At 29.7% G+C, this 25,872-nt stretch carries 26 protein-coding genes; 17 read left to right on the top strand and 9 right to left on the bottom strand.

What is annotated here, in order from left to right; translation table 11 throughout:
• Window positions 1-69 precede the first annotated feature (69 nt).
• The 3 genes from BLU40_RS10365 to BLU40_RS10355 all read right to left on the bottom strand — a co-directional run bounded on the left by BLU40_RS10365 (window position 70) and on the right by BLU40_RS10355 (window position 2,251).
• The gene (locus tag BLU40_RS10365) at window positions 70-360 is read right to left on the bottom strand and encodes a 2TM domain-containing protein (RefSeq protein WP_090123100.1); all 291 of its coding nucleotides are present in this window, start codon (window positions 358-360) and stop codon (window positions 70-72) included.
• Window positions 361-434: 74 nt separating this feature from the next.
• Window positions 435-1,778, bottom strand: a complete 1,344-nt coding sequence (locus BLU40_RS10360) for a 2TM domain-containing protein (protein WP_090123098.1) — start codon at window positions 1,776-1,778, stop codon at window positions 435-437.
• Between the two features lie 38 nt (window positions 1,779-1,816).
• Complete coding sequence (locus tag BLU40_RS10355; protein WP_090123097.1) at window positions 1,817-2,251, bottom strand: DUF2141 domain-containing protein; 435 nt, start codon at window positions 2,249-2,251, stop codon at window positions 1,817-1,819.
• A 324-nt stretch (window positions 2,252-2,575) separates the two neighbouring features.
• On the opposite strand from BLU40_RS10355, the gene BLU40_RS10350 reads away from it, so the two are divergent.
• From BLU40_RS10350 to lipA, 6 genes are all read left to right on the top strand, one after another.
• A complete protein-coding gene (locus BLU40_RS10350; RefSeq protein WP_090123095.1) occupies window positions 2,576-4,681 on the top strand; it encodes an elongation factor G in 2,106 nt (701 codons plus the stop codon).
• Between the two features lie 341 nt (window positions 4,682-5,022).
• Window positions 5,023-5,208, top strand: coding sequence for a membrane or secreted protein (locus BLU40_RS10345; protein ID WP_090123093.1), 186 nt, complete (start codon window positions 5,023-5,025; stop codon window positions 5,206-5,208).
• A gap of 2 nt (window positions 5,209-5,210) precedes the next feature.
• Window positions 5,211-6,320, top strand: a complete 1,110-nt coding sequence (locus tag BLU40_RS10340) for a glycosyltransferase (RefSeq protein ID WP_090123091.1) — start codon at window positions 5,211-5,213, stop codon at window positions 6,318-6,320.
• Window positions 6,314-6,871 (top strand): RNA polymerase sigma factor, encoded by a 558-nt coding sequence (locus BLU40_RS10335; RefSeq protein WP_175454771.1) that lies wholly within the window; start codon window positions 6,314-6,316, stop codon window positions 6,869-6,871. The genes BLU40_RS10340 and BLU40_RS10335 overlap by 7 nt, the downstream gene beginning before the upstream one ends.
• Window positions 6,872-6,875: 4 nt before the next feature.
• Entirely contained in the window at window positions 6,876-8,105 is a 1,230-nt protein-coding gene (locus BLU40_RS10330; protein WP_090123085.1) for an Nramp family divalent metal transporter, read from the top strand.
• A 37-nt stretch (window positions 8,106-8,142) separates the two neighbouring features.
• A complete protein-coding gene (lipA, locus tag BLU40_RS10325) occupies window positions 8,143-8,997 on the top strand; it encodes a lipoyl synthase (RefSeq protein ID WP_090123083.1) in 855 nt (284 codons plus the stop codon).
• Between the two features lie 247 nt (window positions 8,998-9,244).
• Here lipA and BLU40_RS10320 read toward each other — a convergent pair whose 3' ends face one another.
• Window positions 9,245-9,970 (bottom strand): hypothetical protein, encoded by a 726-nt coding sequence (locus tag BLU40_RS10320; protein ID WP_090123081.1) that lies wholly within the window; start codon window positions 9,968-9,970, stop codon window positions 9,245-9,247.
• 49 nt (window positions 9,971-10,019) lie between these two features.
• On the bottom strand, window positions 10,020-10,688 hold the full coding sequence (ung, locus tag BLU40_RS10315; protein WP_090123135.1) for a uracil-DNA glycosylase: 669 nt from the start codon (window positions 10,686-10,688) through the stop codon (window positions 10,020-10,022).
• A 55-nt stretch (window positions 10,689-10,743) separates the two neighbouring features.
• On the opposite strand from ung, the gene BLU40_RS10310 reads away from it, so the two are divergent.
• From BLU40_RS10310 to BLU40_RS10300, 3 genes are all read left to right on the top strand, one after another.
• On the top strand, window positions 10,744-12,948 hold the full coding sequence (locus BLU40_RS10310) for an endonuclease MutS2 (RefSeq protein WP_090123079.1): 2,205 nt from the start codon (window positions 10,744-10,746) through the stop codon (window positions 12,946-12,948).
• 175 nt (window positions 12,949-13,123) lie between these two features.
• Entirely contained in the window at window positions 13,124-13,921 is a 798-nt protein-coding gene (locus tag BLU40_RS10305; protein WP_175454770.1) for an OmpA family protein, read from the top strand.
• Between the two features lie 8 nt (window positions 13,922-13,929).
• Window positions 13,930-14,460, top strand: a complete 531-nt coding sequence (locus BLU40_RS10300) for a hypothetical protein (protein ID WP_139170942.1) — start codon at window positions 13,930-13,932, stop codon at window positions 14,458-14,460.
• A 4-nt stretch (window positions 14,461-14,464) separates the two neighbouring features.
• Here the strand turns inward: BLU40_RS10300 and BLU40_RS10295 are convergent, their stop codons facing one another.
• The 3 genes from BLU40_RS10295 to BLU40_RS10285 all read right to left on the bottom strand — a co-directional run bounded on the left by BLU40_RS10295 (window position 14,465) and on the right by BLU40_RS10285 (window position 16,764).
• Window positions 14,465-14,695 carry a hypothetical protein gene (locus BLU40_RS10295; RefSeq protein WP_090123073.1) on the bottom strand — a complete coding sequence of 77 codons (231 nt, stop codon included), beginning with the start codon at window positions 14,693-14,695 and terminating at the stop codon, window positions 14,465-14,467.
• Entirely contained in the window at window positions 14,682-16,040 is a 1,359-nt protein-coding gene (locus BLU40_RS10290; RefSeq protein ID WP_090123071.1) for an MATE family efflux transporter, read from the bottom strand. The genes BLU40_RS10295 and BLU40_RS10290 overlap by 14 nt, the downstream gene beginning before the upstream one ends.
• A gap of 109 nt (window positions 16,041-16,149) precedes the next feature.
• Window positions 16,150-16,764, bottom strand: coding sequence for a fumarylacetoacetate hydrolase family protein (locus BLU40_RS10285; RefSeq protein WP_090123069.1), 615 nt, complete (start codon window positions 16,762-16,764; stop codon window positions 16,150-16,152).
• Window positions 16,765-16,994: 230 nt separating this feature from the next.
• On the opposite strand from BLU40_RS10285, the gene BLU40_RS10280 reads away from it, so the two are divergent.
• The 8 genes from BLU40_RS10280 (at window position 16,995) to BLU40_RS10245 (ending at window position 25,050) form a co-directional block, all read left to right on the top strand.
• The gene (locus BLU40_RS10280; RefSeq protein ID WP_090123067.1) at window positions 16,995-17,627 is read left to right on the top strand and encodes a peroxiredoxin; all 633 of its coding nucleotides are present in this window, start codon (window positions 16,995-16,997) and stop codon (window positions 17,625-17,627) included.
• 100 nt (window positions 17,628-17,727) lie between these two features.
• Window positions 17,728-18,225 carry a thiol peroxidase gene (tpx, locus tag BLU40_RS10275; RefSeq protein ID WP_090123065.1) on the top strand — a complete coding sequence of 166 codons (498 nt, stop codon included), beginning with the start codon at window positions 17,728-17,730 and terminating at the stop codon, window positions 18,223-18,225.
• A gap of 5 nt (window positions 18,226-18,230) precedes the next feature.
• Window positions 18,231-18,599 (top strand): diacylglycerol kinase, encoded by a 369-nt coding sequence (locus BLU40_RS10270; RefSeq protein WP_090123063.1) that lies wholly within the window; start codon window positions 18,231-18,233, stop codon window positions 18,597-18,599.
• A 52-nt stretch (window positions 18,600-18,651) separates the two neighbouring features.
• Entirely contained in the window at window positions 18,652-21,078 is a 2,427-nt protein-coding gene (locus BLU40_RS10265; RefSeq protein WP_090123061.1) for an FtsK/SpoIIIE family DNA translocase, read from the top strand.
• Window positions 21,079-21,089: 11 nt separating this feature from the next.
• Window positions 21,090-21,743 carry an outer membrane lipoprotein periplasmic chaperone LolA1 gene (locus tag BLU40_RS10260; protein WP_090123059.1) on the top strand — a complete coding sequence of 218 codons (654 nt, stop codon included), beginning with the start codon at window positions 21,090-21,092 and terminating at the stop codon, window positions 21,741-21,743.
• Window positions 21,744-21,745: 2 nt separating this feature from the next.
• Window positions 21,746-23,188: an LptF/LptG family permease gene (locus BLU40_RS10255; RefSeq protein WP_090123058.1), complete on the top strand. Its 1,443-nt coding sequence runs from the start codon at window positions 21,746-21,748 to the stop codon at window positions 23,186-23,188.
• A 3-nt stretch (window positions 23,189-23,191) separates the two neighbouring features.
• Complete coding sequence (gene ribB, locus BLU40_RS10250; RefSeq protein ID WP_090123056.1) at window positions 23,192-24,334, top strand: 3,4-dihydroxy-2-butanone-4-phosphate synthase; 1,143 nt, start codon at window positions 23,192-23,194, stop codon at window positions 24,332-24,334.
• 2 nt (window positions 24,335-24,336) lie between these two features.
• Complete coding sequence (locus BLU40_RS10245; RefSeq protein ID WP_090123054.1) at window positions 24,337-25,050, top strand: DUF4369 domain-containing protein; 714 nt, start codon at window positions 24,337-24,339, stop codon at window positions 25,048-25,050.
• On the opposite strand, the gene pepE is transcribed toward BLU40_RS10245, so the two are convergent.
• Window positions 25,042-25,749 (bottom strand): dipeptidase PepE, encoded by a 708-nt coding sequence (pepE, locus tag BLU40_RS10240; protein WP_090123052.1) that lies wholly within the window; start codon window positions 25,747-25,749, stop codon window positions 25,042-25,044. The two genes, BLU40_RS10245 and pepE, sit on opposite strands and share 9 nt — an antisense overlap.
• Between the last annotated feature and the right edge of the window lie 123 nt (window positions 25,750-25,872).

The raw sequence follows: 25,872 nt of genomic DNA, 5'->3' as shown, positions 1-25,872 counted from the left end.
ATGTTTTTTATTTATAGATTCCTGCCTTTGCAGTAATTTCAACAGCATCATTTTATTTATTTTTCACTTTTAATTAAACCTATCTTTATCCATTAACTCTTTTATTTTTCTTTCCTCCCAGTCGCTTCCAAAAAGAATATTTTTTCCAAAAACACCATAGGCGTGGAACACCATTCCAATACCCCAACCTAACATTGGCCACCAAAACCATTGATATCCTGGAGAGGTTTTTAAGTTTATAAAAATTAAGAATGGAATTACTAAGCAATACGATAATAGATTCCAATAAAACCCTTTAATTTCATCAACTTTCTTTTTTGCTCTTATATATTTTTGTTCTTCTGTAAAATCTGTTTTCATTTTTTATGTTTTGCGCCTTTGGTAATTAGCCTTTAGCTTGTTTTTTTATAATATTTTAGCTTAAATATGTGCCCTTACTCCCAATACTGTTTATTATCAGTATCCATAAATTCTTTAATTTTACGTTCTTCCCAACCTTTTCCTAGAATGGGATTGTAACTAAAGGCTTTAAATCCTTGAAAAATCATTCCTATTCCCCAACCTAGCATTGGAAACCAAAACCAGTGAAATTGTGGTACATAATTTAAATTTATATACATAAAAATTGGAATAACTATAAAGTATGCAATTAAGCTACTATAAAATCCTTTTATTTCCTCTACCTGCTCTACAGCTCTTAAATATCTATTATTTTCTATATTTTCTGATGTTCTCATTGTTTTTGTTTGTTGTGTTAATAATGGTATTTTAACCGTAAAATCTTGCGTTGTTTTATCGATAAATACTTTTTTTAATGTAATTAATCCGTAACGATCAATTATATTTTTTAATCCTACTTTAGTTCCTTTTTCCAGCGTTGTTTTAGGATTAAAGTTATTGGTTATAATTAAATAACCATCTCTTTCCGTTATGACCACTTTTAATGGATTTTCTTCTGAAACTGCATTGTGTTTTATTGCGTTTTCCAATAGTAATTGAAGAGATAACGGAACCACTTTTAAATCTGGACTACTAGCATTATCTGGTATTTCGAATATAACAGCATTCTCAAAACGCATTTTTAGTAATTCCATATACAATTTTGCAAATTGTAATTCTTCATCTAACTGAATTAAATCTTTACTTTTTTGTTCTAAAACATAGCGGTAAACTTTAGACAATTTTGTAGTAAACTTTTCTGCCTGCTTTGGATTTTCTCCAATTAAAGATGTTAGTACATTTAAGCTATTAAATAAAAAATGTGGATCTATTTGACTTTTTAAACTCTCGTATTTAGCTGTTTCTGTTTTAGCAACTATTTGCTGCTCTTTAACTTTCTTTTCTGTTAAAGCTTTATAAAAGAAAATTGTATGAAAAATTAAACTTACTATTAGTGTAATTACTAAACCAAATACATAATAATTACTCGCATACTTATCGTTTAAAAACATATCAATTGGCTGGTTATTAATTATAACAATTGTTATAAATCGTAACACTGCTAAACCAACCATTGTTAATGCTATTGAACCTAAAGCCCCATAAATTAAACGTTTTTTTGAAGCTCCTTCCCAAGTATACTTTCTACCTATAAACTCATAAAAATAAGCGTTGATTATTGTTAATACAAAAGCATACATTAAATGAACACCAAGCACTTTTAACAACTCCATTATTCCAATTGTAAATCCACTAGGAGATAACAAACGCTCAATTAAAAAAATACCAAGCCCAACAATTAATGATACTTTAACTATATATTTAATATCTGTTTTCATGTATTTATTTAATGTGTTTATAAATTTATGACTGCAATTTAAAATTTAATTTCTAAAAAAAGCTCTTCATTTTTCACTTCAAATTTTGAAGGTTCAAATTGTGGAGGACCAAAACTCATAGGGTTATTAGAAGTTCCATAATTTTCTTTTGGCATTCCGTTTACTTCAAAATCCATTCTTCCATTTTCATTTTCATCGTGAAAACATATAATAGCATATTCACCAGCAGGTACATTTTCAAAAATCACTGTAGATATTCCGTTTACAACCTTCGAAGATTTTGCTTTAATTGCTTCTGCCTTCATAAAAGTTTTGTTAGAATGCAATCCAAAGTTAATGGTTCCTTTATCACTTAAAGCATTTGTTACAGTTACTTTAATAGTTTGTCCTTCTACTAATTTAGAATTTGAAGGTACTTGCCCCATAACTAGTAGTGTAAAGAAAAGCGTGATAGTTAAAATAATTTTTTGCATAATTTAAATTTTTAATTAATACTTGTTTTTTGATGATTCAAAAGTCTTTCAAAAAAAGCAGCCTAAAAATTAAAAATAACTGAACTGTAATTTTTTAAGGATGAATTGTAATTTTTTATTTGTGCTTTTTAAAAACGACCTTAAAACACTGTAAACACTTGTAAAATCAATCGCTCAACAAAATACAAAAACACCTTATTTCAAACGTTTTCTATGGTTGTTTTAAAAAAATAAACTAGCCAAATTAAAAAGCTAACATTCGTCATATTTTTATCTATTAATCTTTGTAACTTTATAGTAGAATTCACCTAAAATTATTGAAATATGAAAATATACGATGACAAACACATTAAAAATGTTGCTTTTGTAGGTGCACATAAAAGTGGTAAAACCACCCTTGCAGAAACAATGCTCTTTGAAGCTGGATTAGTCAAACGCCGTGGTAGCGTAGAAAACAAAAACACTGTTGCAGATTACCACGAGATTGAACACGAAAGAGAAACTTCCATATTTGCCACTCCCCTTCATACCGAATGGCGCAATTACAAAATAAATATACTCGACACACCAGGATTAGATGATTTTATAGGCGAAATTGCTTCAACAATGCGCGTTGCAGATTCGATTGTTACCGTTATTAACGCACAACACGGTGTAGAAGTTGGTACTGAGATTATTTGGAATTACGTAGATCGCTTTTCTAAACCAACATTGTTTGTTATCAATCAAATAGATAGTCCAAATGCAGATTTTGACGAAAGCTTTAAAAGTATTATTGATTTAGTTGGTAGAAATGCAGTTAAAATTCAATACCCAATTATAGATAGAGGTGCACAATGTATTATTGATGTACTTAAAATGAAAATGTACAAGTTTGGCCCTGAAGGTGGTAGACCTGAAAAACACGAAATTCCTTCGGATCAAATTGACTTAGCAAATAAATTGCACAATGAATTAGTTGAAAAAGCGGCTGAAAATGATGAAGATTTAATGGAGCTTTATTTTGATAAAGGTTTTTTAAATGAAGACGAAATGCGTGAAGGAATTAAAAAAGGAATGTTAAATCATGAAATGTTCCCTGTTTTTTGTATTTCAGCATTAAATGATATGGGTAGTGGACGTTTAATGGGCTTTATTGATAATGTTGCCCCAAGTGCTGCAGATTTAAAACCCGAACAAAGTGTTGAAGGAGCCTCTATTGAATGTAAAGCAGATGCACCAACTTCTCTATTTATTTTTAAAACATTGTACGAGCCAAATTTGGGTCAAATTAGCTTTTTTAAAGTAAAGTCTGGAGAAATAAAACAAAACGATAAATTAGAGAACTCTAGAAACCAAGAAGTTGAAATTTTAAATCAACTTTATATCATGGATGGTAAAAACCGTGAGCCTGTAGAAAAATTAACAGCCGGTGATATTGGTGCTACCTTAAAATTAAAATATACCGAAACTAACGATACATTAAGAGAAAAAGACTCGAATATTACTATAAAACCAATTCTTTATCCAGAACCTAGAATTAGTAAATGTATAAATGCCGAAGATAAAAACGATGAAGAAAAATTAAATGAAGCATTAAAAAAACTTCATAGTCAAGACCCTACAATAATAATAAAATACTCTAAAGAGCTTAAACAACAAATACTTTCTTGCCAAGGTGAATTGCATTTAGCAACTATAGATTGGACTCTAAAAAACCAATATGGCATTAAAGCTACTTTTACTCAACCAAGAATAGCTTACAGAGAAACAATTCAACGTTCTGCTACAACCAGTTATAAACACAAAAAACAATCTGGTGGATCTGGACAATTTGGTGAAGTACATTTAAAAATTGAACCTTGGTTTGAAGGAATGCCAGAACCAGAAGGATTTAATATTAGAGGAAAAGAAGAAGTTGAATTAGATTGGGGTGGAAAACTTGTTTTCTACAACTGCATTGTTGGTGGTGTTATAGATACACGTTATTTACCTTCTGTACTAAAAGGATGTTTAGAAGTAATGGAAGAAGGACCTTTAACTGGTTCTTATGCTAGAGACATTAGAGTTATGGTGTTTGATGGTAAAATGCACTCTGTAGATTCTAACGATATATCGTTTAAAATTGCTGCAGCTCACGCATTTAAAGATGCCTTTTTACAAGCTAAACCTAAACTACTAGAACCAATTAACGAATTAAACATTAAAGTTCCTGAAGAATTAATGGGGAATGTAATGACTGATTTACAATCTAGACGCTCAATAATTTTAGGAATGGATAGCGATGGAAAATATCAAACCATCAAAGCTAAAACTCCTTTAGCTGAAATGTATAAATACTCAACTACATTGCGATCTATAACTCAAGGTAGAGGTAGTTTTAGTACTAAATTCGCTAATTTCGATTTAGTACCTAACAATGTACAAGAAGAATTGATTAAAAAGGGATAATTAGTTAACCTTAATTATATGCTCAAAACCCGAAAGACTCGCTTATAGCGAGTCTTTCTTTGTTAGTAGTGTTGTTGACGTTTCGAATTCAATTCAATCAATTATTCTTTAAAAGTTATAGATGGTTTTACTATGCTATATATTTATGAAACATCAACTTTAACAAATATAATAATAATTTATCAAAATACTATGTTATTTTACCATAAAACCTATGTGCGCATAGCTTTTATCTAAATATTTAACAAATATTTTAAATTATCCTCATTTTTAACAAAAATATTATACTTAACACTTCTATTAAGAGAATTAAGTATATTTGCAGTCTAATTATATTTAAAATGAAGTTAGTACTTATTACTCTTGCACTACTAGGATTAGGTGTTGCAGGAATTGCAATTAAAATTTGGGCTAAAAAAGATGGTAAGTTTGCTGGAACTTGCGCTAGCCAAAACCCACACTTAAATAAAGAAGGAGAACCTTGTGGTTACTGCGGTAAAACTGCAGACCAGTGCGAAAATAGATAAGCATGCTCCCCTATTTACTTGGTGCATTTATATGTATTTGTAGTATTCAAATACTTTATTACTTATTTATATTCTCTCAATTTGCTTTTCGAAAAAAAGTAAACTCACAAAAAGAGAGCACATTACCTATATCTGTTATTGTTTGCGCTAAAAACGAAGAAAAAAATTTAGAGAACCTACTAATTCTTCTCGAGGAGCAAGTATACTCTAATTTTGAATTAGTTTTAGTTAATGACTGCTCTACTGATGCTACTTTAGCTATTTTTGAAGTCTTTAAAAAACGCACCAATATTTCAACCAAAATAGTAAACGTACAACCTAACGAACAATTTTGGGGTAGCAAAAAGTATGCGCTTACTTTAGGAATTAAAGCTACATCAAACGAACATTTATTATTTACCGATGCCGATTGCAAACCAATTAACGTAAATTGGATTAGCGAAATGACTGCTAATTTTTCAGATGAAAAACAATTAGTTTTAGGGTATGGATCTTACCAAAAAATTTCCAATTCAATTCTTAATAAGTTAATCCGTTTTGAAACTTTACTTACAGCAATTCAATATTTTAGCTATGCTAAAATTGGAATACCTTATATGGGAGTTGGCAGAAATATTGCGTATACAAAATCTCTGTTTTTTAGCACCAACGGATTTGTAAACCACATGAAAATAAAATCTGGCGATGACGATTTATTTGTTAATGAAGCTGCTACCAAAAAAAATACAGCTATTTGTTTTTCTGAAAATAGCTTCACCTCTTCTACTCCTAAAAAAAAAATTACTAGTTGGATTCAACAAAAAAGAAGACACGTTTCAACGGCTGAACATTACAAAAAAAAGCATCAATTTTTATTAGGCTTATTTTACAGCTCACAATTTTTATTTTGGCTATTGGCAATTTTACTAGTTAGCTTATTATACAATTGGCAACTTGTAGCGCTATTAATAACAATTAGATTTATTGCCCAGTATTTAATAATAGGTTTTTCAGCAAAAAAATTGAACGAAAAAGATCTAATTGTTTTTACTCCTATTTTCGAATTATTTTTGATTCTCATTCAAATGTTTATCTTTATCAAAAATCGTATTTCAAAACCCACACATTGGTAAATAAAAATGTAGATATTGATGAGCTTATTAAAAAAGCTCGTAGCAAAGACCAAAAAGCTTTTAACGCCTTACTTAATACGTATTGGAGCGATGTTTTTAGGTTTCAATTTTCTAAAACCGACGATGAAGATGAAGCTGAAGATATTACTATTAAAACGTTCTCAAAGGCTTTTGATAAAATTCATCTCTACAACGACAAATACAATTTTAAAACCTGGCTTATTTCAATTTCTAAAAATATTTTTTTAGATCATATTAGAAAACAACGTACCGAAGTAATTTCAATAAATAAAAAAGAATCGGAAGCTTATAAAATTTTTGATGAATCTCCTTCTGCAGAAGATCAATTAATTATTGAGCAAAATTTAGTGCAACTACTTAACTATATAAAGCAATTAAAACCTCATTATCAAGAAATTATCAACCTTAGATATTTTAACGAAATGAGCTATAAAGAAATGGCTAGCCATTTAAACGAACCAATGAGTAATATTAAAGTAAAATTATTAAGAGCAAAAAAATTACTCGCAGAAATTATTACTAAATCTTAAAAAATTGTTTTCGCAAAAGTTAAACTTCATAAAAAAGCTTGGTCCTGGTTTATTATTCGCAGGTGCAGCAATTGGGGTTTCTCACTTAGTACAATCCACTAGAGCAGGTGCAGACTTTGGTTTTGGATTAATTTGGGCGCTTGTTCTTATTCATATTATAAAATATCCATTTTTTCAGTTTGGACCTCGTTACGCTACAGCAACAGGAGAAAGCCTACTCGATGGCTACAAAAAATTAGGAAAAGGCGTACTCGCTATTTATTTTATATTAAATATTGCAACTATGTTTACCATTCAGGCTGCAGTAACTATTGTAACAGCTGGCTTAGCTGCTAATCTTTTTGGAATTTCAACAAACCCAATAATTTGGGGAATTGCTATTACAATTATATGCGTTGCCTTATTAATTATTGGAAAATATAAATTATTAGATAACTTAATAAAAGTAATTATTGTTTTATTAACTATAAGTACTATAATTTCAGTAATAATAGCCGCAAACAGCTCGCATTCAATAACTAATTTTAAGCAAATTTTACCAAGCGGCACTCTAGAAATTAGCTTTTTAATTGCTTTTTTAGGCTGGATGCCTGCCCCGCTAGATGTTTCCATTTGGCAATCTTTATGGTGTATTGAAAAGCATAAAAACAACAAAACCAACTTCAACACAAAACAAGCAATATTCGATTTTAATATTGGCTACGCCACAACACTTATACTAGGTACTTGCTTTATAGGTTTAGGTGCATTTGTAATGTTTGGTTCTGGAGAAACCTTTAGTGATAGTGCTGGTAAGTTTTCGCAACAATTAATTTTATTATACACTAAAAATTTAGGCGAAGAATTATTTATTTTTATTGGTGCAGCAGCATTTACAACAATGTTTAGCACCACCATAACAACTTTAGATGCTTCACCAAGAGCAATGACCAAAGCATTTGAGTTGCTTACCGATAAACCTTATAAAAACATGTATTGGTTTTGGATTTCGTTCTTAGCTATTGGAACGTGTTGTATTTTATTGTTTTTTATGTCTAATATGGCCTCGTTAATTAAAATTGCAACCATACTTTCTTTTATAACAACACCGTTTTATGGTATATGCAACTACCTACTAATTACTGGTAAGCACACACCTAAGCAACACCAACCAAACACAGCTTTAAAAATTTTAAGCGGCGTTGGAATTGCATTTTTAATTGGGTTTAACATTTGGTTTTTACTTAGTTTATAAAAACTTTGTATTTTTGCAATCAATTTTTTAGATACTTATGTCAGATACAACTATAAAAAAACCAAAATGGCTTCGTGTAAAATTACCTGTTGGTAAAAAATACACCGAATTGCGTAACGTGGTTGATAAATATAAATTAAATACAATTTGTACAAGCGGAAGCTGCCCAAATATGGGTGAATGCTGGACTGAAGGTACTGCTACCTTTATGATTTTAGGTAACATTTGCACACGTTCTTGTGGTTTTTGCGGTGTTAAAACAGGAAGGCCAGAAAGTGTAGATTGGGAAGAACCAGAAAAAGTTGCTCGCTCTATTAAATTAATGAATATTAAACACGCTGTAATAACATCGGTAGATAGAGATGATATTAAAGATGGTGGTTCTATTATTTGGGCTGAAACAATAAATGCTATTCGAAGAGCAAATCCGAATACCACTTTAGAAACGTTAATTCCAGATTTTCAAGGAAATACAACTAATATAGATCGAATTTTAGCTGTTGCTCCCGAAGTTATTTCGCATAATTTAGAAACTGTAAGACGTTTAACCAGAGAGGTTCGTATACAAGCTAAATACGATAGAAGTTTAGAGGTTTTAAAATATATGAAAGACCAAGGGCAACGTAGAACAAAATCTGGTATTATGCTTGGTTTAGGAGAAACTGAAGCAGAAGTGATTGAAACTATGCAAGATTTAGCTAATGCCAAAGTAGATATATTAACCATTGGGCAATATTTACAACCAAGTAAAAAACACTTACCAGTTCAAGAATTTATTACTCCAGAACAATTTAAAAAATATGAAGAAATTGGTTTAAAACTAGGTTTTAGACACGTAGAAAGTAGTGCTTTAGTTAGGTCATCATACAAAGCACAAAAACATTTAGAATAAACTTTTTACAAATAGAATTATTAAAAATCATTTTAAGCTATCCGTTTAAAATGATTTTTTTTTGAAATAAAGCTAATTTAATGTACAATAAATAAGCTTGTTAACTTTTAATTAGCATTGAGTTTGGTTTTTGGCACGAATATTGATATAAACCCATCAGAATTCAGAATTGAATTTTGTTTGGTTAAGTTTAGATAAAAAAAATGCACCCTGAGTAGGTGCTTTTTTTTGCTCTAATTTTAAAGTTTTAGTTCTTTTTTATTTTTGCATTTTCTAATAATACATCATACACATAGCCATAACCAAAATCTTTATCTAATATTAGTTTTCCAACCACCGTAACAGTATCACCAACTTTAGCTAATTGGTCTGTTGTAACAGTTAAACTTTTTACACCTCCAAATTCAGAACCATCTACAATATGAATCCAATTTTTCTTCATTATTTGCTTGTTCACTTTAATCACAACACCTGTAAATTCAACTTTTTTGTTAGCATATTTTTTAGTGTTAGATAAAATTTGATTTAAATATAACTGCCCGTTTTCTTTAGATAATTTAGCAACTTCAACTTGTTTTGTTTCTTTATGCGAATGTGCTTTTGGTTTTACAACCTTTTCTGAAGTTGGAGAAGTTCTTATACCTTCAGCAAAAATAATTTCATCAAAAGTTCTTTTTAACTGTTTACTTTCAAAACTTTTCATCATCATACCTCCATCATAATAATAAGTATCACCTACTACAATTTTAGTATTAGGAACTGCCATCCAATACGTTTTGTTATTTTCTTCAACATTTAAATAAGCATAAGTTCCTGCAGGAATTAGTTCTTTCACAACAATTTTATGAGAATCTGAAGAACTAATTGTTGTTGTAACTTCCTTTTTTACTTTCGAATAACCTTGCTTATCCTTACACCCTACAAAAACTAACACCATTACTAAAAGTGCTACTACATTATTTTTTACCGTCATATTATTCTGTTTTAAGCTACAAATGTAACCTATTCTTTGCAATTATTAATTACCAACGTACTACTGCTAAACCTTTACTTTTTAAATAGTTATTTGCTTTACTAAAATGCTTATTTCCAAACCAATACCCTCTATTTGCACTTAACGGAGATGGATGTCCACTTTCTAACACGCAATGCTTTGATTTATTTACCTTAGCACCTTTCTTTTTTGCATATCCACCCCATAATAAAAACACAACATTCTCCTTGTTTTCTGAAATTTCTGCAATAACAGCATCCGTAAATTTTTCCCACCCTTTTTTTTGATGCGAACCAGCTTCATGCGCTCGAACAGAAAGTGTAGCGTTTAACAACAATACTCCTTGTTTTGCCCAACGAACCAAATTTCCACTTTTAGGGTATGGTATTTGTAAATCTGTTTCAATTTCTTTAAAAATATTTATTAATGAAGGTGGATGTTTTATTTCTTCATTAACAGAAAAACACAATCCATGTGCCTGCCCTTCTCCATGATATGGATCTTGACCAATAATTACAACCTTAACATTGTTAAAATCACACAAATTAAAAGCTTCAAGTAACTGATTTTTTGGAGGGTAACACACTTGAGTATCATATTCTCTTTTTACAAACGCCGATAATTCTTTAAAATAAGGTTTTACAAACTCGTCATTTAAATAAGGTTGCCAACTTTCAGCTAATTCAACATTGTTCATTGCTATTCGTCTTAAATTTATATTTTTGTATCGCAGTTCAAAAGTAGCACTTTTTATGAGTAAAATTTCAGAAAAAACAATCATTGATTTAGAATTTAATACCATTTTAAATACGGTAAGTGAATTCTGTATTTCTGATCTTGGAAAAGAAGCCACACTAACTATAAAACCTATAAAGAAAAGAGAATTATTAATTACAGAATTAAAACAGGTAAATGAGTACCATTCTTCTTTTGTAAACGATAATAGAATTCCAAATCATTATTTTGATGATATTCAAAAAGAAATACATCTTTTAAATATTGAAAATAGCTACCTAGAACCGCCAGCATTTTTAAAAATACTTAACAATGCCAACACTATTTTTGAATTAAAAATATTTTTAACCAAGTTTAAAACTATTTACCCTCACCTATTCGCTAGCTCAGAAGAATTAGAACTTCAAAAAGCAATTACCGAGCAAATTCAAAAAATAATAACCCCTTTTGGTGAAGTTGACGAAAATGCTTCTGCTTTATTAAAAGAAATTAGACGAGAAATTAACCATGTAAGAGCAAAAATAGCAGGTAGTTTTACTAGAGCTCTAAGCAAATATCATAATGCAGGTTATTTAGATGATATTAAAGAATCTGTAATTGATCACCAACGTGTATTAGCTGTTTTAGCAATGCACAGACGAAAAGTTAAAGGTAGCTTATTGGGCAGTTCTAAAACTGGAAGCATTGTTTATATTGCTCCAGAAGCTACGCTACAAGCAAGTAGAGAACTTCAAAATTTACTATACGACGAGCACGAAGAGATTGTTAGAATTTTAAAACAATTAACTAATGATTTACGCGAATTTATCCCTGACCTTATTGAGTATCAAAGCTATTTAACTAATTTAGATGTTGTTGCAGCAAAAGCAAAATATGCTCAAAAAATAGAAGCTTGTTTACCTAAAATAACAAAAGAGAAAAAAATATTTTTAAGAGATGCTTACCACCCAATTCTTTGGTTAAAAAACAAAGAGCAAAATCTTAAAACAATTCCGCAAACACTAGAATTAAACGAGCAGCAACAAATTATAGTTATTTCTGGACCAAATGCAGGTGGTAAAAGTATTACGCTAAAAACCATAGGTTTATTACAATTAATGCTACAAAGCGGATTTTTAATTCCTGTTCACGAGCGCTCTTCGACCTATATTTTTGATGAAATACTTACAGATATTGGAGATAACCAGTCAATTGAAAATCAACTAAGTACCTATAGTTATCGTTTAAAAAATATGCGTACTTTTTTACGCAGATGTAATAATAGCACACTATTTTTAATTGATGAATTTGGTACTGGTAGTGATCCTGAATTAGGTGGTGCTTTGGCAGAGATTTTTTTAGAAGAATTTTACCACAAAAAAGCTTTTGGAATTATTACAACTCATTATGCCAATTTAAAAGTTTTAGCTAATGAATTAGAGAACGTAGTTAATGCAAATATGCAATTTAACGAACGCACTTTAGAACCTTTGTTTAAACTTTTTATTGGACAAGCTGGTAGCTCTTTTACTTTTGAAGTTGCTCAAAAAAATGGAATACCTTACAACATCATAAACAGAGCAAAAAAACGTGTTGAAACTGAAAAAATTAGATTGGATAAAACCATTTCTAAACTTCAAAAGGAACGTAATAAACTTCAAAAAACATCTGAAACTTTAGAAAAAGAAAAAACAAAAGCTATTGAGCATTCTGGCTCTTTAAGTGAAAAACAGGATAAGATTCAGCAAAAATTGGAAAGCTTTCAAGAATTGTATGACAGCAATCAAAAAATGCTAATTTATGGTAGAAAGCTAAACGAACTTACTAATAAATATTTTCAAACCAACAATAAAAAAGAATTGAATGCCGAATTCAATAAATGGATTGCAATTGAAAAAACAAAACACTTAAAAAAGAATCCTCCAAAACCAAAAACTAAGGCTCAAAAGAAAAAAGTTAAAGTAGAAAAGAAAAAAACTGAAGAAAAATTACAAGTTACCGAAAAAGAAGTTTTAGTTGAAGTTGTAAAAGTTAGGGAACAGAAAAAAACAGAAGCTAAAAAAATAGCCAAGAAAAAAGCAGATTATGTTTTTAAAATAAATGACCAAGTTAGAATAATAGATAGTAAGACTTGTGGTACAATTGACAAAATTGAAAAAAACAATGCATTTATTAATTATGGTTTTTTTACTACCAAAACAAGCTTAGATAAATTAGAACTTGTTAAATCTGCAAAAAAATAATACGTATATTTCAGTATAACGCATTGCGAATCTCACTATTTTAAGACCAAATGGTTTGATATATTTAAAATATTTTTTAAATTTAGCCTGCTAAAATTAAAAAATGCTCAATTTTATTAAGGCTTTTCTATTTTTTTTACTGTGGAGTGCAGTTGCACTAACTTCACATTTTTTTTTGACGCATAGAAATTTTGATAATTGCACTTCAATTACAAATTCAACAATTAGCGGCTCTCAAAACAATATAAAAACAGCTAATAATTTTATTATTGCTTATAAAAATGACACTCTTTTTAAAGCTACCAAAGGTTTTCAAATTAAAAATAATGAAACCTCAATTTCTTCAATTGATAGCATTTATAAATTAACCTATTTTTTAAAGAATAAAATTAACAACAACTATACAAAACAGTTGGAAATTTTAGGTTATTACGAAAAAAACGAAAAAGAATCGATAGGTTTAGCTAGAGCTAACAATTTAAAAAAAGAATTAATCTCCAAAGGTTTTACAGCTTCCTTAATTAACACCGCAACAAAGCAAACTACAATAAAGTTTAATAAAAAAACTATTGCTTTTAATGGTATACAAATAAATATAAAGGACCTTGCTCCTTCAATAATTGATAGCTTAGAAACTATAATTACTACAAAAATATTACACACTCAGTTAGAAAACCAAACTCTAATTGAAGATGCAGAACTAAAAAATTACATACATATATTAAAACAATATCAAAAAAATCACCCTACAAAAACGATAAGTATTACTGGGCATACCGATAACAAAGGGTATTTCCAAAAAAATCTAATTAAAGGTCAACTAAAAGCAGATGCGCTAAAAAATTATTTTGCAAAACAAGGCATACAAATGCCAATGCAAAGTTTTTCTAAAGGTGAAGCTGTTCCAATTGCTAATAAATATACAATTGAAGGTAGAGCTTTAAACAATAGAATTGAAATTAAAATCAACTAAACAACCTCATGACATTATCCGTTTTTACAAATCAAACTTTTACACATCTCTTAGAGATTTTCTTTTGGATGTTGGGTGCTTTTCTAATTGGCCTCTATTTTGGAAAAAAATTCTATGCACAAAAAGAAAACCCAACTATAGATTTTGATCAAGAATATGAAGACCTTCAAATAAAAGATGATATATCACAAATTAGAGCAACAAAAACGTTTGAACGCGGTGGAAAAACTTCAATTCAAACAGTTATTTTAGATGAAGATATTACACCTACTCAAAAAGACCCTAATATTGAAAATGGTCTTAATTTTAGTCGATTTGGAGAAGGAAATGAAAACAATAAAAGCGACCTAAAACTTATAAAAGGTATAGGCGCAGGTATTGAAGAAAAACTAAATAGCATAGGTATTTACAACTTTCAACAAATTAGTAAATTTACTGCTGAAGATATTGAAAAAGTAACCGAATTAACCAAGTTTTTTCCTGGTAGAATTGATCGTGACAATTGGGTTGGTCAAGCTAAAGAATTATTAAAACAATAACTTATTACTCCTGCTCGTAACGTTTCATTTCACGGTCGTAAAACTCACTAGCCTCTTCTATTAAAGTTGCAACTTGAACTTCTAGTTCTTCTTGATCGGCATTATCAAAATCTTCTAACCATTCAATTTCATCATCCACTAAATTAATTAGAAAGCGTGGAAATTCTGTATGAAGCACAAAAATATCGTTTGGACAATCGGTATTGTCTCCCATTAAAAATTTAGGTAAGTTCATTTTTTTCTTTTATTAATTTATTAGACAAATAATTAAAACGTAATAATAACATAACAGCCGATGATGTTAGGGCTGTTAATAATCCTATCCATATTCCAAAGGTACCCATTTCTAAAGTTCTTCCTAAGTAATAACAAACAGGAAAACCAATAATCCAATAAGCAACAAATGTTAAAGCTGAAGGTACATTTACATCTTGCAAACCTCTTAAAGCACCTAAAACTACGGCTTGTATTCCGTCTGATAGTTGAAAAAAACCAGCAATAATCAGTAAACTAGAAGCAATTCCAATTACTTCCATGTTGTCTGTAAATATGTGCGGTAAAATATCTTTAAACAGCATAAAACAGATAGAAAATCCAAACATAATTATAAATATTAATAAAAAGTTCGAAAACGCTATTCTACGTAATTCAATATAATTTTTTAATCCTTTTTGATTTCCAATTCTTACTGTTGAAGCAACACCTATACCTACAGCAATCATAAAAGTAGTAGAAGCCAGTTTTAACGCTATTTGATTTGCTGCTTGAGAAAAAGCACCTAATGTACCTGCCAACAATACCGAGGCTACAAATAAACCAACTTCAAACAACATTTGCAATGCTGTTGGAAAACCTAAAGCTACAATTTTCTTAAATATACGCTCTTTGATTTCGGCCAACTTTATACGCTTCATATACACTGCAAATTTGTTTTTTCTGCTTAAAACTATGTATATAAAAAACACCATTGCAACTCTAGAAATTAAAGTACCAATAGCTGCACCAACCAATTCTAGTCTAGGAAAAATCCAAATTCCATAAATTAAAGCAAAGTTTAAAAGTACATTTACAACATTTGCCATAATAGTGGCATACATGGCATATTTTGTTTCGGCTAAACCATCTGTAAATTGCTTAAACCCTTGAAATATCATTAAAGGAATCATTGAGAAAGAAACAATCTCGTAATATGGTATTGCCAAAACAACTACTTCTTCTGGCTGATCTAAATAGCCCAAAACAGGTTTTATAAAAAGTAGCATTATAAACATAGCTACTCCCATAATAGTTGTTAACAATAAACCGTGCTGAAAAATTAAGCGTCCCTTTTTATCATCACCTTCGGCATCAGACTCTGCAATTAAAGGAGTTATAGCAAATGAAAAACCAATACCTATAGATAACGCAATAAAAACTAAACTATTTCCTAATGAAGTTGCTGCTAGCTCAACTGGACCTAACCTACCCACCATAATATCATCAATTAAGCCCACCAATAAATGCCCTAAAGAGCCCATCATAACAGGTGTAGCTAACTTTAAGTTATTCTTAAATTCGGATGTGTAATTACTTAATTTCAAAATTATTTATTTGGGGTGCGAAGATACAAGAATTTAATTACAAAAAAACAGGAAACATTTTATAAAAAATAGTTTCCTGTTTGGTTATTTTGAAGGTTTAACTTAAGTATTAAACCATTTTAAAATCTAGTAATAAATCACCTTCTAAAGACGCTTGTAAATGATCTCCTTTAAAAATTTCACCAGCACCTTTTGCAGGTGTTCCAGTAAAAATTAAATCGCCTGGCTGTAATGTCATAAACTTAGAAACATACGCAATAATTTCAGCAAAATTATAAATCATTAACTCTGTAGTTCCTACTTGTTTTTGTTCTCCATTAATTTTTAAATCGAACTTTATATCAGCTAGATTTTTAAAATTTGAAATTGGTTGAAATGGAGACATTGGTGCAGCACCATCAAAACCTTTTGCTAAATCCCAAGGTCCTTTTACATCTCTGTAAGCAGTTAAAACATCTTTTGCTGTATAATCTATTGCAACTGCAATCTCAGAAATATATGAAGCAGCAGTATCTTCAGCAATATTTTTACCTTCTTTACCTATTTTAACTACCAACTCAACTTCGTAAAATAAGCTAGAAGTAAACGCAGGATATTCTACATTTTTATTATTAGTAACAATACTTGATTCTGGTTTAGAAAAAATAATTTGTTGTCCATTTTTTGAACCCTCTACTTCTTCAATATTATTTACATAGTTTTTACCTATTGCTAAAATTTTCATTTTTATAATTTTTATATGTTGTTTTCTTATTTAAAGGAACAAATTTAATTAATATTAACAAATAACACCACACGGAAAAACCATAAAAATCACAATTTCAAGTTGTTTAATAACTAGTATAAAAAAAATCTATTTCATTATAAAACAATCAAATTAAGTTAACTTTTTAAACACATATAAAAATGTACTTTTGTAACACAAAAATTAAATAACCATATAAAAATTATAAAATGGCTGTATTAGTAGGAAAAAAAGCACCAAAATTTAATGCGCAAGCAGTAGTAAACGGAATGGAATTTGTTGAAAACTATTCTTTAGAACAATTTGAAGGTAAAAAGTATGTAGTTTTATTCTTTTACCCAAAAGATTTTACATTTGTTTGTCCAACCGAATTATTTGCATTTCAAGAAAAATTAGAAGATTTCAAAAAAAGAAATGTAGAAATAGTTGCAGTTTCAACTGATACTGAGCAATCTCACTGGGGTTGGTTACAAATGCCAAAAGCTAACGGAGGTATACAAGGTGTTACTTATCCATTAGTTGCAGATACAAACAAAACTATTTCTAAAAACTACGATGTTTTAGCTGGAGATTATTTTTACGATGATGAAGATCAATTACAAGCTAGCGGAGAATTAATTGCTTACCGTGGTTTATTTTTAATTGACAAAGCTGGAATTGTACGTCACCAAATAGTAAACGATTTACCTTTAGGTAGAAACGTTGATGAAGCTTTACGTATGGTAGATGCTTTACAATTTACTGAAGAAAACGGTGAAGCTTGTCCTGCAAACTGGAATTCTGAAAAAGAAGGATTAAAAGCAACACACGAAGGTATTGCTGATTACCTTTCTAAAAACTAAGAATTATATTACTACTAACTTAAAAAACTCTCGAATTAATTCGAGAGTTTTTAGTTTTTAAACTAACTTTGAGTATTCAAAAAATTAAAAAAATTAAATTATGGCAAAAATAACTTTAAAAGGTAACCCTTTTAAAACAGTAGGTAAACTACCAAAAGTAGGAAAAGAAGCTCCTAAATTTAGCTTAATAAAAGCTGATTTATCTAAAGCAAAACTAAAAGACTTTAAAGGCTCTAAAGTAATTTTAAATATATTTCCAAGTATAGATACAGGTACTTGTGCAGCTTCAGTTAGAAAATTTAACGAAGAAGCTAGTAAATTAGAAAACACAAAAGTTTTATGTATTTCTAGAGATCTACCTTTTGCTCAAGCACGTTTTTGTGGTGCCGAAGGTTTAGAAAATGTAATTACACTATCTGATTTTGCTAGAGGTAAATTTGGTAAAGCTTATGGTTTAACTATAGAAAATGGACCATTAGCTAACTTACACTCAAGAGCTATTGTTATTATTGACGAAAAAGGTAAAGTTGTTTATACTGAACAAGTTCCTGAAATTGTTGATGAACCTAATTATGAAGCTGCTTTAAAAGCTATCTAATTCATATGAACACAGAAAGTAATTTTATTTTAAACAGAATAAAAGCATTTAAATATGCTGCTAAAGGTTTTTGGATTTTAATTACTTCTGAAAAAAGTATTATTGCCCAAGTAATTATTGCTATAATTGTTGTAATTGTTGGGTTTATAATGAATATTTCTGCTACCGAATGGATGTTTCAATTGTTTGCAATTGCATTAATTTTGGTAGCAGAATCTTTAAATACTGGAATTGAAAAATTGGCAGATTTCGTACATCCAGACCACCATAAAGAAATTGGTAGAATAAAAGATATTTCTGCTGGAGCTGCATTTTTTGCTGCAATATTTGCCGTAATTATTGGTTTAATAATTTACATACCTAAATTTATTTAGGAAATTAACCACAGTCGCATTAATTTTATATTTTTGTGACATATTACTGTAAATGGCAAAAACTAAAAAAACAACCGTAAAAAAAGAGCGTAAACCTCGATTTCAAAAAATAAAAGCATTTTTTGGAAATAGACAAACACAAACCATTATTGGTGCATTTATTGTGTTTTTCTCAGTATTCTTATTAATATCTTTTATCTCATACTTATTTAGCTGGAAAGAAGATCAAAGTCAGTTAGCAAACTTTGCAGATAAAAAAACAACTGTAAAAAACTTATTAGGTAAAATTGGTGCAGGTTTAAGTCACTTTTTCATTTACAAAAGTTTTGGTATATCATCATTATACCTTCCATTTCTTTTATTCTTTTCTGGACTATTAATATTTTTAAAAGGAAGCTTAGCCCGAATTAAAAATAATTGGGGTTGGGGAATTTTAGGTATTATTTGGTTTTCTATTGCTTTTGGATTTTTAGCCAACAAAAGTGCATTACTACCTGGAGTTATTGGTTTTGAAACCAACCATTACCTTCAACAGTTTTTAGGAAAAACAGGATTGGTATTAGCACTTTTATTTTTACTTGTTGCTTATTTAGTAGTACGATTTAAAATTACGCCTGAAAAAATTAAAAAAACAACAGCCGCAACTATTGCTGCTAACAAAATAGATAAAACCACTTCAAAAAATACTGATACTACAACAGTCTCAGAACCAATTACTTCAACTAAAACAGAAGAAAAAAACAACTTAGATCTTAAGGTCGATAATATAGAACCTATTATTAAAGAGGAACCTTTTACAACTACAAAAAGTGAAACTGTTGAGGATAAAGAATTGGAATTAACACTTACAACTAAACCCTCTGAACAAACCACAAAAGATGAAACTACAGAAGATGTAGAAATTGCAATAGAGCAAGTTGTTGAAGAAAAACATGTAGAAGAAAATTTATCGGATAAAATTGTTAAGGATTTTGGTGAGTTTGACCCTACTCTAGAGCTTGGTAGTTATGCTTTTCCAACGTTAAATCTACTAAAAGACTACAACGAAACTATTTCTGTAAACCAAGAAGAACTCGAAGCCAACAAAAATAGAATTGTTGAAACACTTAATAATTACAAAATAGGTATTGCCAAAATTAAAGCTACTGTTGGTCCTACCGTTACACTTTATGAAATTATACCAGATGCTGGTATTCGAATTTCAAAAATTAAAAATTTAGAAGACGATATTGCCTTATCACTTTCTGCTTTAGGTATTAGAATTATAGCACCTATACCAGGTAAAGGTACTATTGGTATTGAAGTGCCAAACAAAAAACCAACTATGGTTTCTATGAAATCGGTAATTTCTTCAGCTAAATTTCAAGAAAGTGAAATGGAATTACCAATTGCATTAGGTAAATCTATTTCTAACGAAACATTTGTAGTTGATTTAGCTAAAATGCCACATATGCTTATGGCTGGTGCTACTGGACAAGGTAAATCGGTTGGGTTAAATGCTGTGCTAACTTCATTATTGTATAAAAAACATCCTGCTGAAGTAAAATTTGTACTTGTAGACCCTAAAAAGGTTGAATTAACATTATTCAACCATATTGAAAGACATTATTTAGCAAAATTACCAGATTCTGAAGAAGCAATTATAACAGATACAACAAAGGTAATTAACACTTTAAATTCGCTTTGTATAGAAATGGACGCTCGTTACGATATGCTAAAACTAGCTATGGTTCGAAACATTAAAGAATACAACGCTAAATTTAAAGCTCGAAAACTAAATCCTGAAAACGGACATAAATTTTTACCTTATATAGTTTTAGTAATTGATGAGTTTGCCGATTTAATTATGACTGCCGGTAAAGAAGTTGAAACGCCAATTGCTCGTTTAGCACAATTAGCACGTGCCATTGGTATTCATTTAATTGTTGCAACACAACGTCCATCAGTTAATGTAATTACTGGTATTATTAAAGCTAACTTTCCTGCAAGAGCAGCATTTAGAGTTACTTCAAAAATTGACTCTAGAACAATATTAGATGCTCCAGGTGCAGATCAGCTAATTGGTAAAGGAGATATGTTATACTCTGGTGGTAACGAAGTAATTCGTTTACAATGTGCATTTGTAGACACTCCTGAAGTTGAAAAAATAACCGATTTTATTGGTTCGCAACGCGCGTATCCTGAAGCTCACTTATTACCTGAATATGTAGGTGAAGAAGTTGGCACAAGTCTTGATATAAACATAAGCGAACGAGATAAATTGTTTAGAGATGCAGCATTATTAATTGTACACGCACAACAAGGTTCAGCATCTTTATTACAACGTAAATTAAAATTAGGATACAATAGAGCAGGTAGGTTAATAGACCAATTAGAAGCTGCAGGTATTGTAGGCCCTTTTGAAGGAAGTAAAGCTAGACAAGTTTTAATTCCAGATGAAATGGCTTTAAATCAATTATTAGATAACGAAGGATCATAAGATATTTAAACATGAAAAAATTATTTTTATTAGTAGCAATTATAAGTGTAACGGTTGTAGGTTATAGCCAAAATGGAACAGAAGCAAAAGCTCTTTTAGATGAAGTTGCTCAAAAAGTTGAAGGTTATAACAATATGTATATTGAATTTAACCATAAATTAGATAACAATGATGCTGATGTGCACCAAGAAACAAAAGGTAATGTTACGTTAAAAGGTGATTTTTACCATCTTAATTATATGGGTACAGAACAAATTTTTGACGGAAAAAAATTGTACTTAATTATTCACGAAGATGAAGAAGTTATTATTCAAAACCCAGGAGATAATGAAGAAGAAACTTTAACACCTTCAAAAATGTTTTCGTTTTACAAAAATGGATACACTTATAAAATGGGTGACTTAAAAAACATAAAAGGAGTTAAAATTCAATACGTTCAATTAATGCCAATAGATTCTAACAGCGAAATTACAAGTGTACTAGTTGGTATTGATGTAAAAACTAAACACATTTATAATATTATAGAAAAAGGTACAAATAATACAATTACAACATTAACTGTAAATAGTTTTAGAGTTAATGAGAATATTAGTGATCAAATATTTACTTTTGACAAAGCAAAATACGCTACACAAAAAAAGTATACAATTTCTGAAACTAACTAGCATTGAGAATATTTGATAAATACATTATAAAAAGTTTTTTACAACCTTTTTTGGCCACATTTTTTGTGGTTCTTTTTGTTTTAATAATGCAGGCTGTTTGGCTTGCCTTTGATGAAATTGCAGGTAAGGGAATTGACACTATTTTTATTCTAAAATTTCTTTGGTATTTAGCATTAACGTTAACACCTACTGCCCTACCCATTGGTATTTTACTATCGTCTATTATGGCACTTGGTAATTTATCTGAAAACTACGAGTTAGCAGCCATTAAATCTGCTGGTATTTCATTAAAAAGAGTTATTAGACCTCTTATAATTCTTACACTTTTATTAAGCTCTCTAAACTTTGTTTTTATGAACAATGTTTTTCCTTGGGCCACTTTAAAACAAAAGAATTTATATTTAAATATGAAAAAGAAAAAACCTGCGCTAGCTTTAGTTCCAGGTGTTTTTAATACCGAAATTCCTGGTTACACCATTAAATTTGAAGAAAAATATGGTGAAGAAGAAAACCTGCTTAAAAATGTTCAAATTGCAGATTTAAGTCTTGGAAAAGGTAAACATAAAGTTATTACTGCCGAAAAAGGAATAATTTCTAGTGATGAAGGAAGTAAATATATGACACTTACACTCGAAAACGGAAATTATTATGAAGAACATGTAAAAAACGGAATGCTACCTAAAGACAGAGCTAAAATGCCTGCTTCGAGAGCAACTTTTAACAAATACTCTATAAATATAGATATCTCATCTTTTAACGATTCAGAAAAATTAAACGATACTTTGGTTACAACACACCAAGGTATGTTAAGTATTAAACAACTTAGCGATATTTCAAAAGAGAAAAAAATAGATTTTGATAAGTATGTAAATAACAACGCCAAAAATGTATATAAAACTATGCGAGCTGGTAAACTTTACAAATATCACGACTCTACATATACTAATTTACAACCTGAAATTTTAGATAATTTTAATATCGATAATAAATTATTGGTTGTAGATCAATCTTTAAGCTTACTTAATAGATTAAAAGAAAGAAGCGATAATCAAAAAACCTCATTTAAAAACAGACGAAAATTATTAAACCTTTACGATTTTGAATTTAGCAATAGAATTTCGTTCTCATTAGCTTGTTTAGTATTGTTTTTTGTAGGTGCACCATTGGGTTCTATTATTAGAAAGGGTGGTTTTGGTTTACCCATGATAATGTCTATTGTAATTTTTGTTATCTATTTCTTTATTTCACAATTAGGAAAAAATTTAGCTGAAGAAAGTGCAATTTCTGCAACTTTAGCCAGCTGGGTTTCAACAATAATAATGCTTCCTTTTGGAATTCTTTTAACAAGAAGAGCTACAACAGGAATGGGTGTTTTTAATATAGATAACATCCTTGATAAATTTAAAAAAATCTTCAGTAAATTCAATAAAAATAAGGAATCTTAAAAAATGGGAAATTCAAATAATACAATTAAATTAAATACAATTGAAGAAGCTATTGCTGATATTAAGCAAGGTAAAGTTGTTATTGTTGTAGATGATGAAAACAGAGAGAATGAAGGAGATTTTATTGGTGCTGCCGAAATGGTTACTCCTGAAATGATCAATTTTATGGCTACCAATGGTAGAGGATTAATTTGCGCACCAATTACTGAAAGTAGATGTAAAGAATTAGAGTTGGATTTAATGGTTGGTTTAAATACCGATCCGCTTGGTACTGCATTTACAGTTAGTATAGATTATAACGGTAAAGGTGCAACAACAGGAATTTCTGCAGGAGATAGAGCTTTAACAGTTAAAGCAATTACAGATAAAAGCACAAGACCGCATGATTTAAGTAGACCAGGACATATTTTTCCTTTAAAAGCTAGAGAAGGTGGTGTATTAAGACGTACTGGACATACCGAAGCAGCTATAGATTTAGCAAGATTGGCTGGTTTACAACCGGCTGGTGTTATTGTAGAAATTATGAATGAAGACGGTACAATGGCTCGTTTACCTGAATTAGTTACTATTGCCAAAGAACTAGATTTAAAACTAATTTCTATTGAAGATCTTGTTGAGTATAGAATGCAACACGATTCGTTAATTGAACTAACGGATTCATTTGAAATTGACACCCGCTTTGGAACTTTTGATTTACGTGCATATAAGCAAACTACCAACAATCAAGTACACTTAGCATTAACTAAAGGTTCTTGGGATAAAGATGAAGAAGTACTTGTAAAAGTTAACTCTACGTTGGTAAATAACGATATTTTAGGAACCTTAACTAAAAACCCTGACGGAAAGTTAAAACGAGTTTTTGAAGCTATAAACAATGCTGGTAAAGGTGCTGTTGTTTTTATCAATCAAGAAAACCAATCTTTTAATTTATTATCTAGACTTGAAATTTTAAAAGAAAGTCAGAAAAATGATGCCCCTTACGTACCAAGCTTAAAAATGGATGACAAAGATTTTGGTATTGGAGCACAAATATTACACGATTTAAATATTACAAAACTAAAAGTACTTTCAAACGCAAAAAGCTTTAGAAAACGTGTTGGAATGACAGGTTATGGTATTGAAATTATAGATTATAACACCTATTAAAAATGAAATATGCTGTAATCTACTGCTTGTTAATTTTATCGATAGTTTCTTGTAAAAAACCTACCGATAAAATTAACAATAGTACAGCAAAAAACTTACTGTCTAGTTTTGAAATATCTGGTAGTTTAAAAAACTTTTCTACTCGTAAAATTTACCTAAATAAAATTATTGAATCGTCTTTATACCCTATTGATTCTGCTTTTGTAAAAGACAACAGCTTTACATTTAAAGGTGTTGTTCAATATCCAGAACGATTTGCTTTAACTTATGAAAATTATGCTACTACAAGTATTATAATTGTAGAAAACAAAAACTTTCAATTACAAATTAATGGTCTTCATTTAAGTGAGCCTCTTATAGCAGACTCTCCATTAAATGATGAATTAAATGCTTACAAAACATCATCTAAACGTATTTTTAGTAAAATAAATGAGCTTTTTCCTCAATTTCAAAAGGCGCGATTAGAAAATGATTCAGAAAAACTAAAAGAAATTGGTAGTGAAATGAAAACTATAGAAACAGAATTCACCAATTTCACTTACAATTATATAAAAACCAATAAAAACTCTTTTTTAGCCGCTATGCTTTTAAAAGACCAGCTTAAAACTTCAACAGTAGATACTTTAAAAATTAAAAGCACTTACAAACTACTTAGTTCTGAAGTTAAAAAATGTCCAGATGCTATTGCTATTGCAACAACATTAAACTTACATTAAAAAACTTAAATCGGTTTCGCTTGGTAATTCAACAGCAGCTTTTCCTTGCTGAAATAAACGTGCATTTAAATCGCCTTTTAAAGTTACCTTACTACCATTAACAGCTAACCAACTACCTTCTCTTAAACCTAAAACTGGTGTTGAATTTATGGTGTGATATTCATTAATTCTTGTTTCTCGCGTTTCACCCATATGCGTAGAATTTAAATCTGGATCTAAATAATGTGGATTAATATTAAAATTTATAAATCCTAAAGTATTAAAACTTGGCGGGTAAATAATTGGCATATCATTGGTGTTTTGCATTGTTAATCCCGTAATATTACTACCTGCGCTAGTTCCAAAATATGGTGTTCCATTTTCTACAACATTTTTTAATGCTGAAATTAATTTATGATCGTATAATTCCTTTACTAATAAAAATGTATTTCCACCCCCAGTAAATATACCTTTTGCATTGTTTACTGCATCAATTGCATTTTCGAATTCGTGAATTCCTCTAACTTCAATGTTAATTTTTTCAAAAGCAGTTTTAGCAACTTCAGTATAAGCCTTGTGCGTTAATCCACTTGGTCGTGCATATGGAATAAACAAAATTTCCTTCACCCCTTTAAAAAACAACGATAATTCTGGCAGTATATATTCTAAATATTTTTTACCGTGTACTGTTGAAGTACTTGCAATTAATAATTTTTTCATTTTTAGTGTTTTATCAAAGTTACATATTTACCTGCTTTAACAAAAGTTTACAACTGTATTAATACATTTTTAAGATTTCAAACTCTTTATTTGCTACTATGAAACGAGCATGTAAATTCTTTA

Origin of the sequence: Lutibacter oricola (assembly GCF_900106565.1) — a bacterium.
Taxonomy (GTDB): Bacteria; Bacteroidota; Bacteroidia; order Flavobacteriales; family Flavobacteriaceae; genus Lutibacter; species Lutibacter oricola.
The sequence above is the reverse complement of the archived record's forward strand: the minus strand, read 5'-3'. Positions and strand labels throughout refer to the sequence as shown.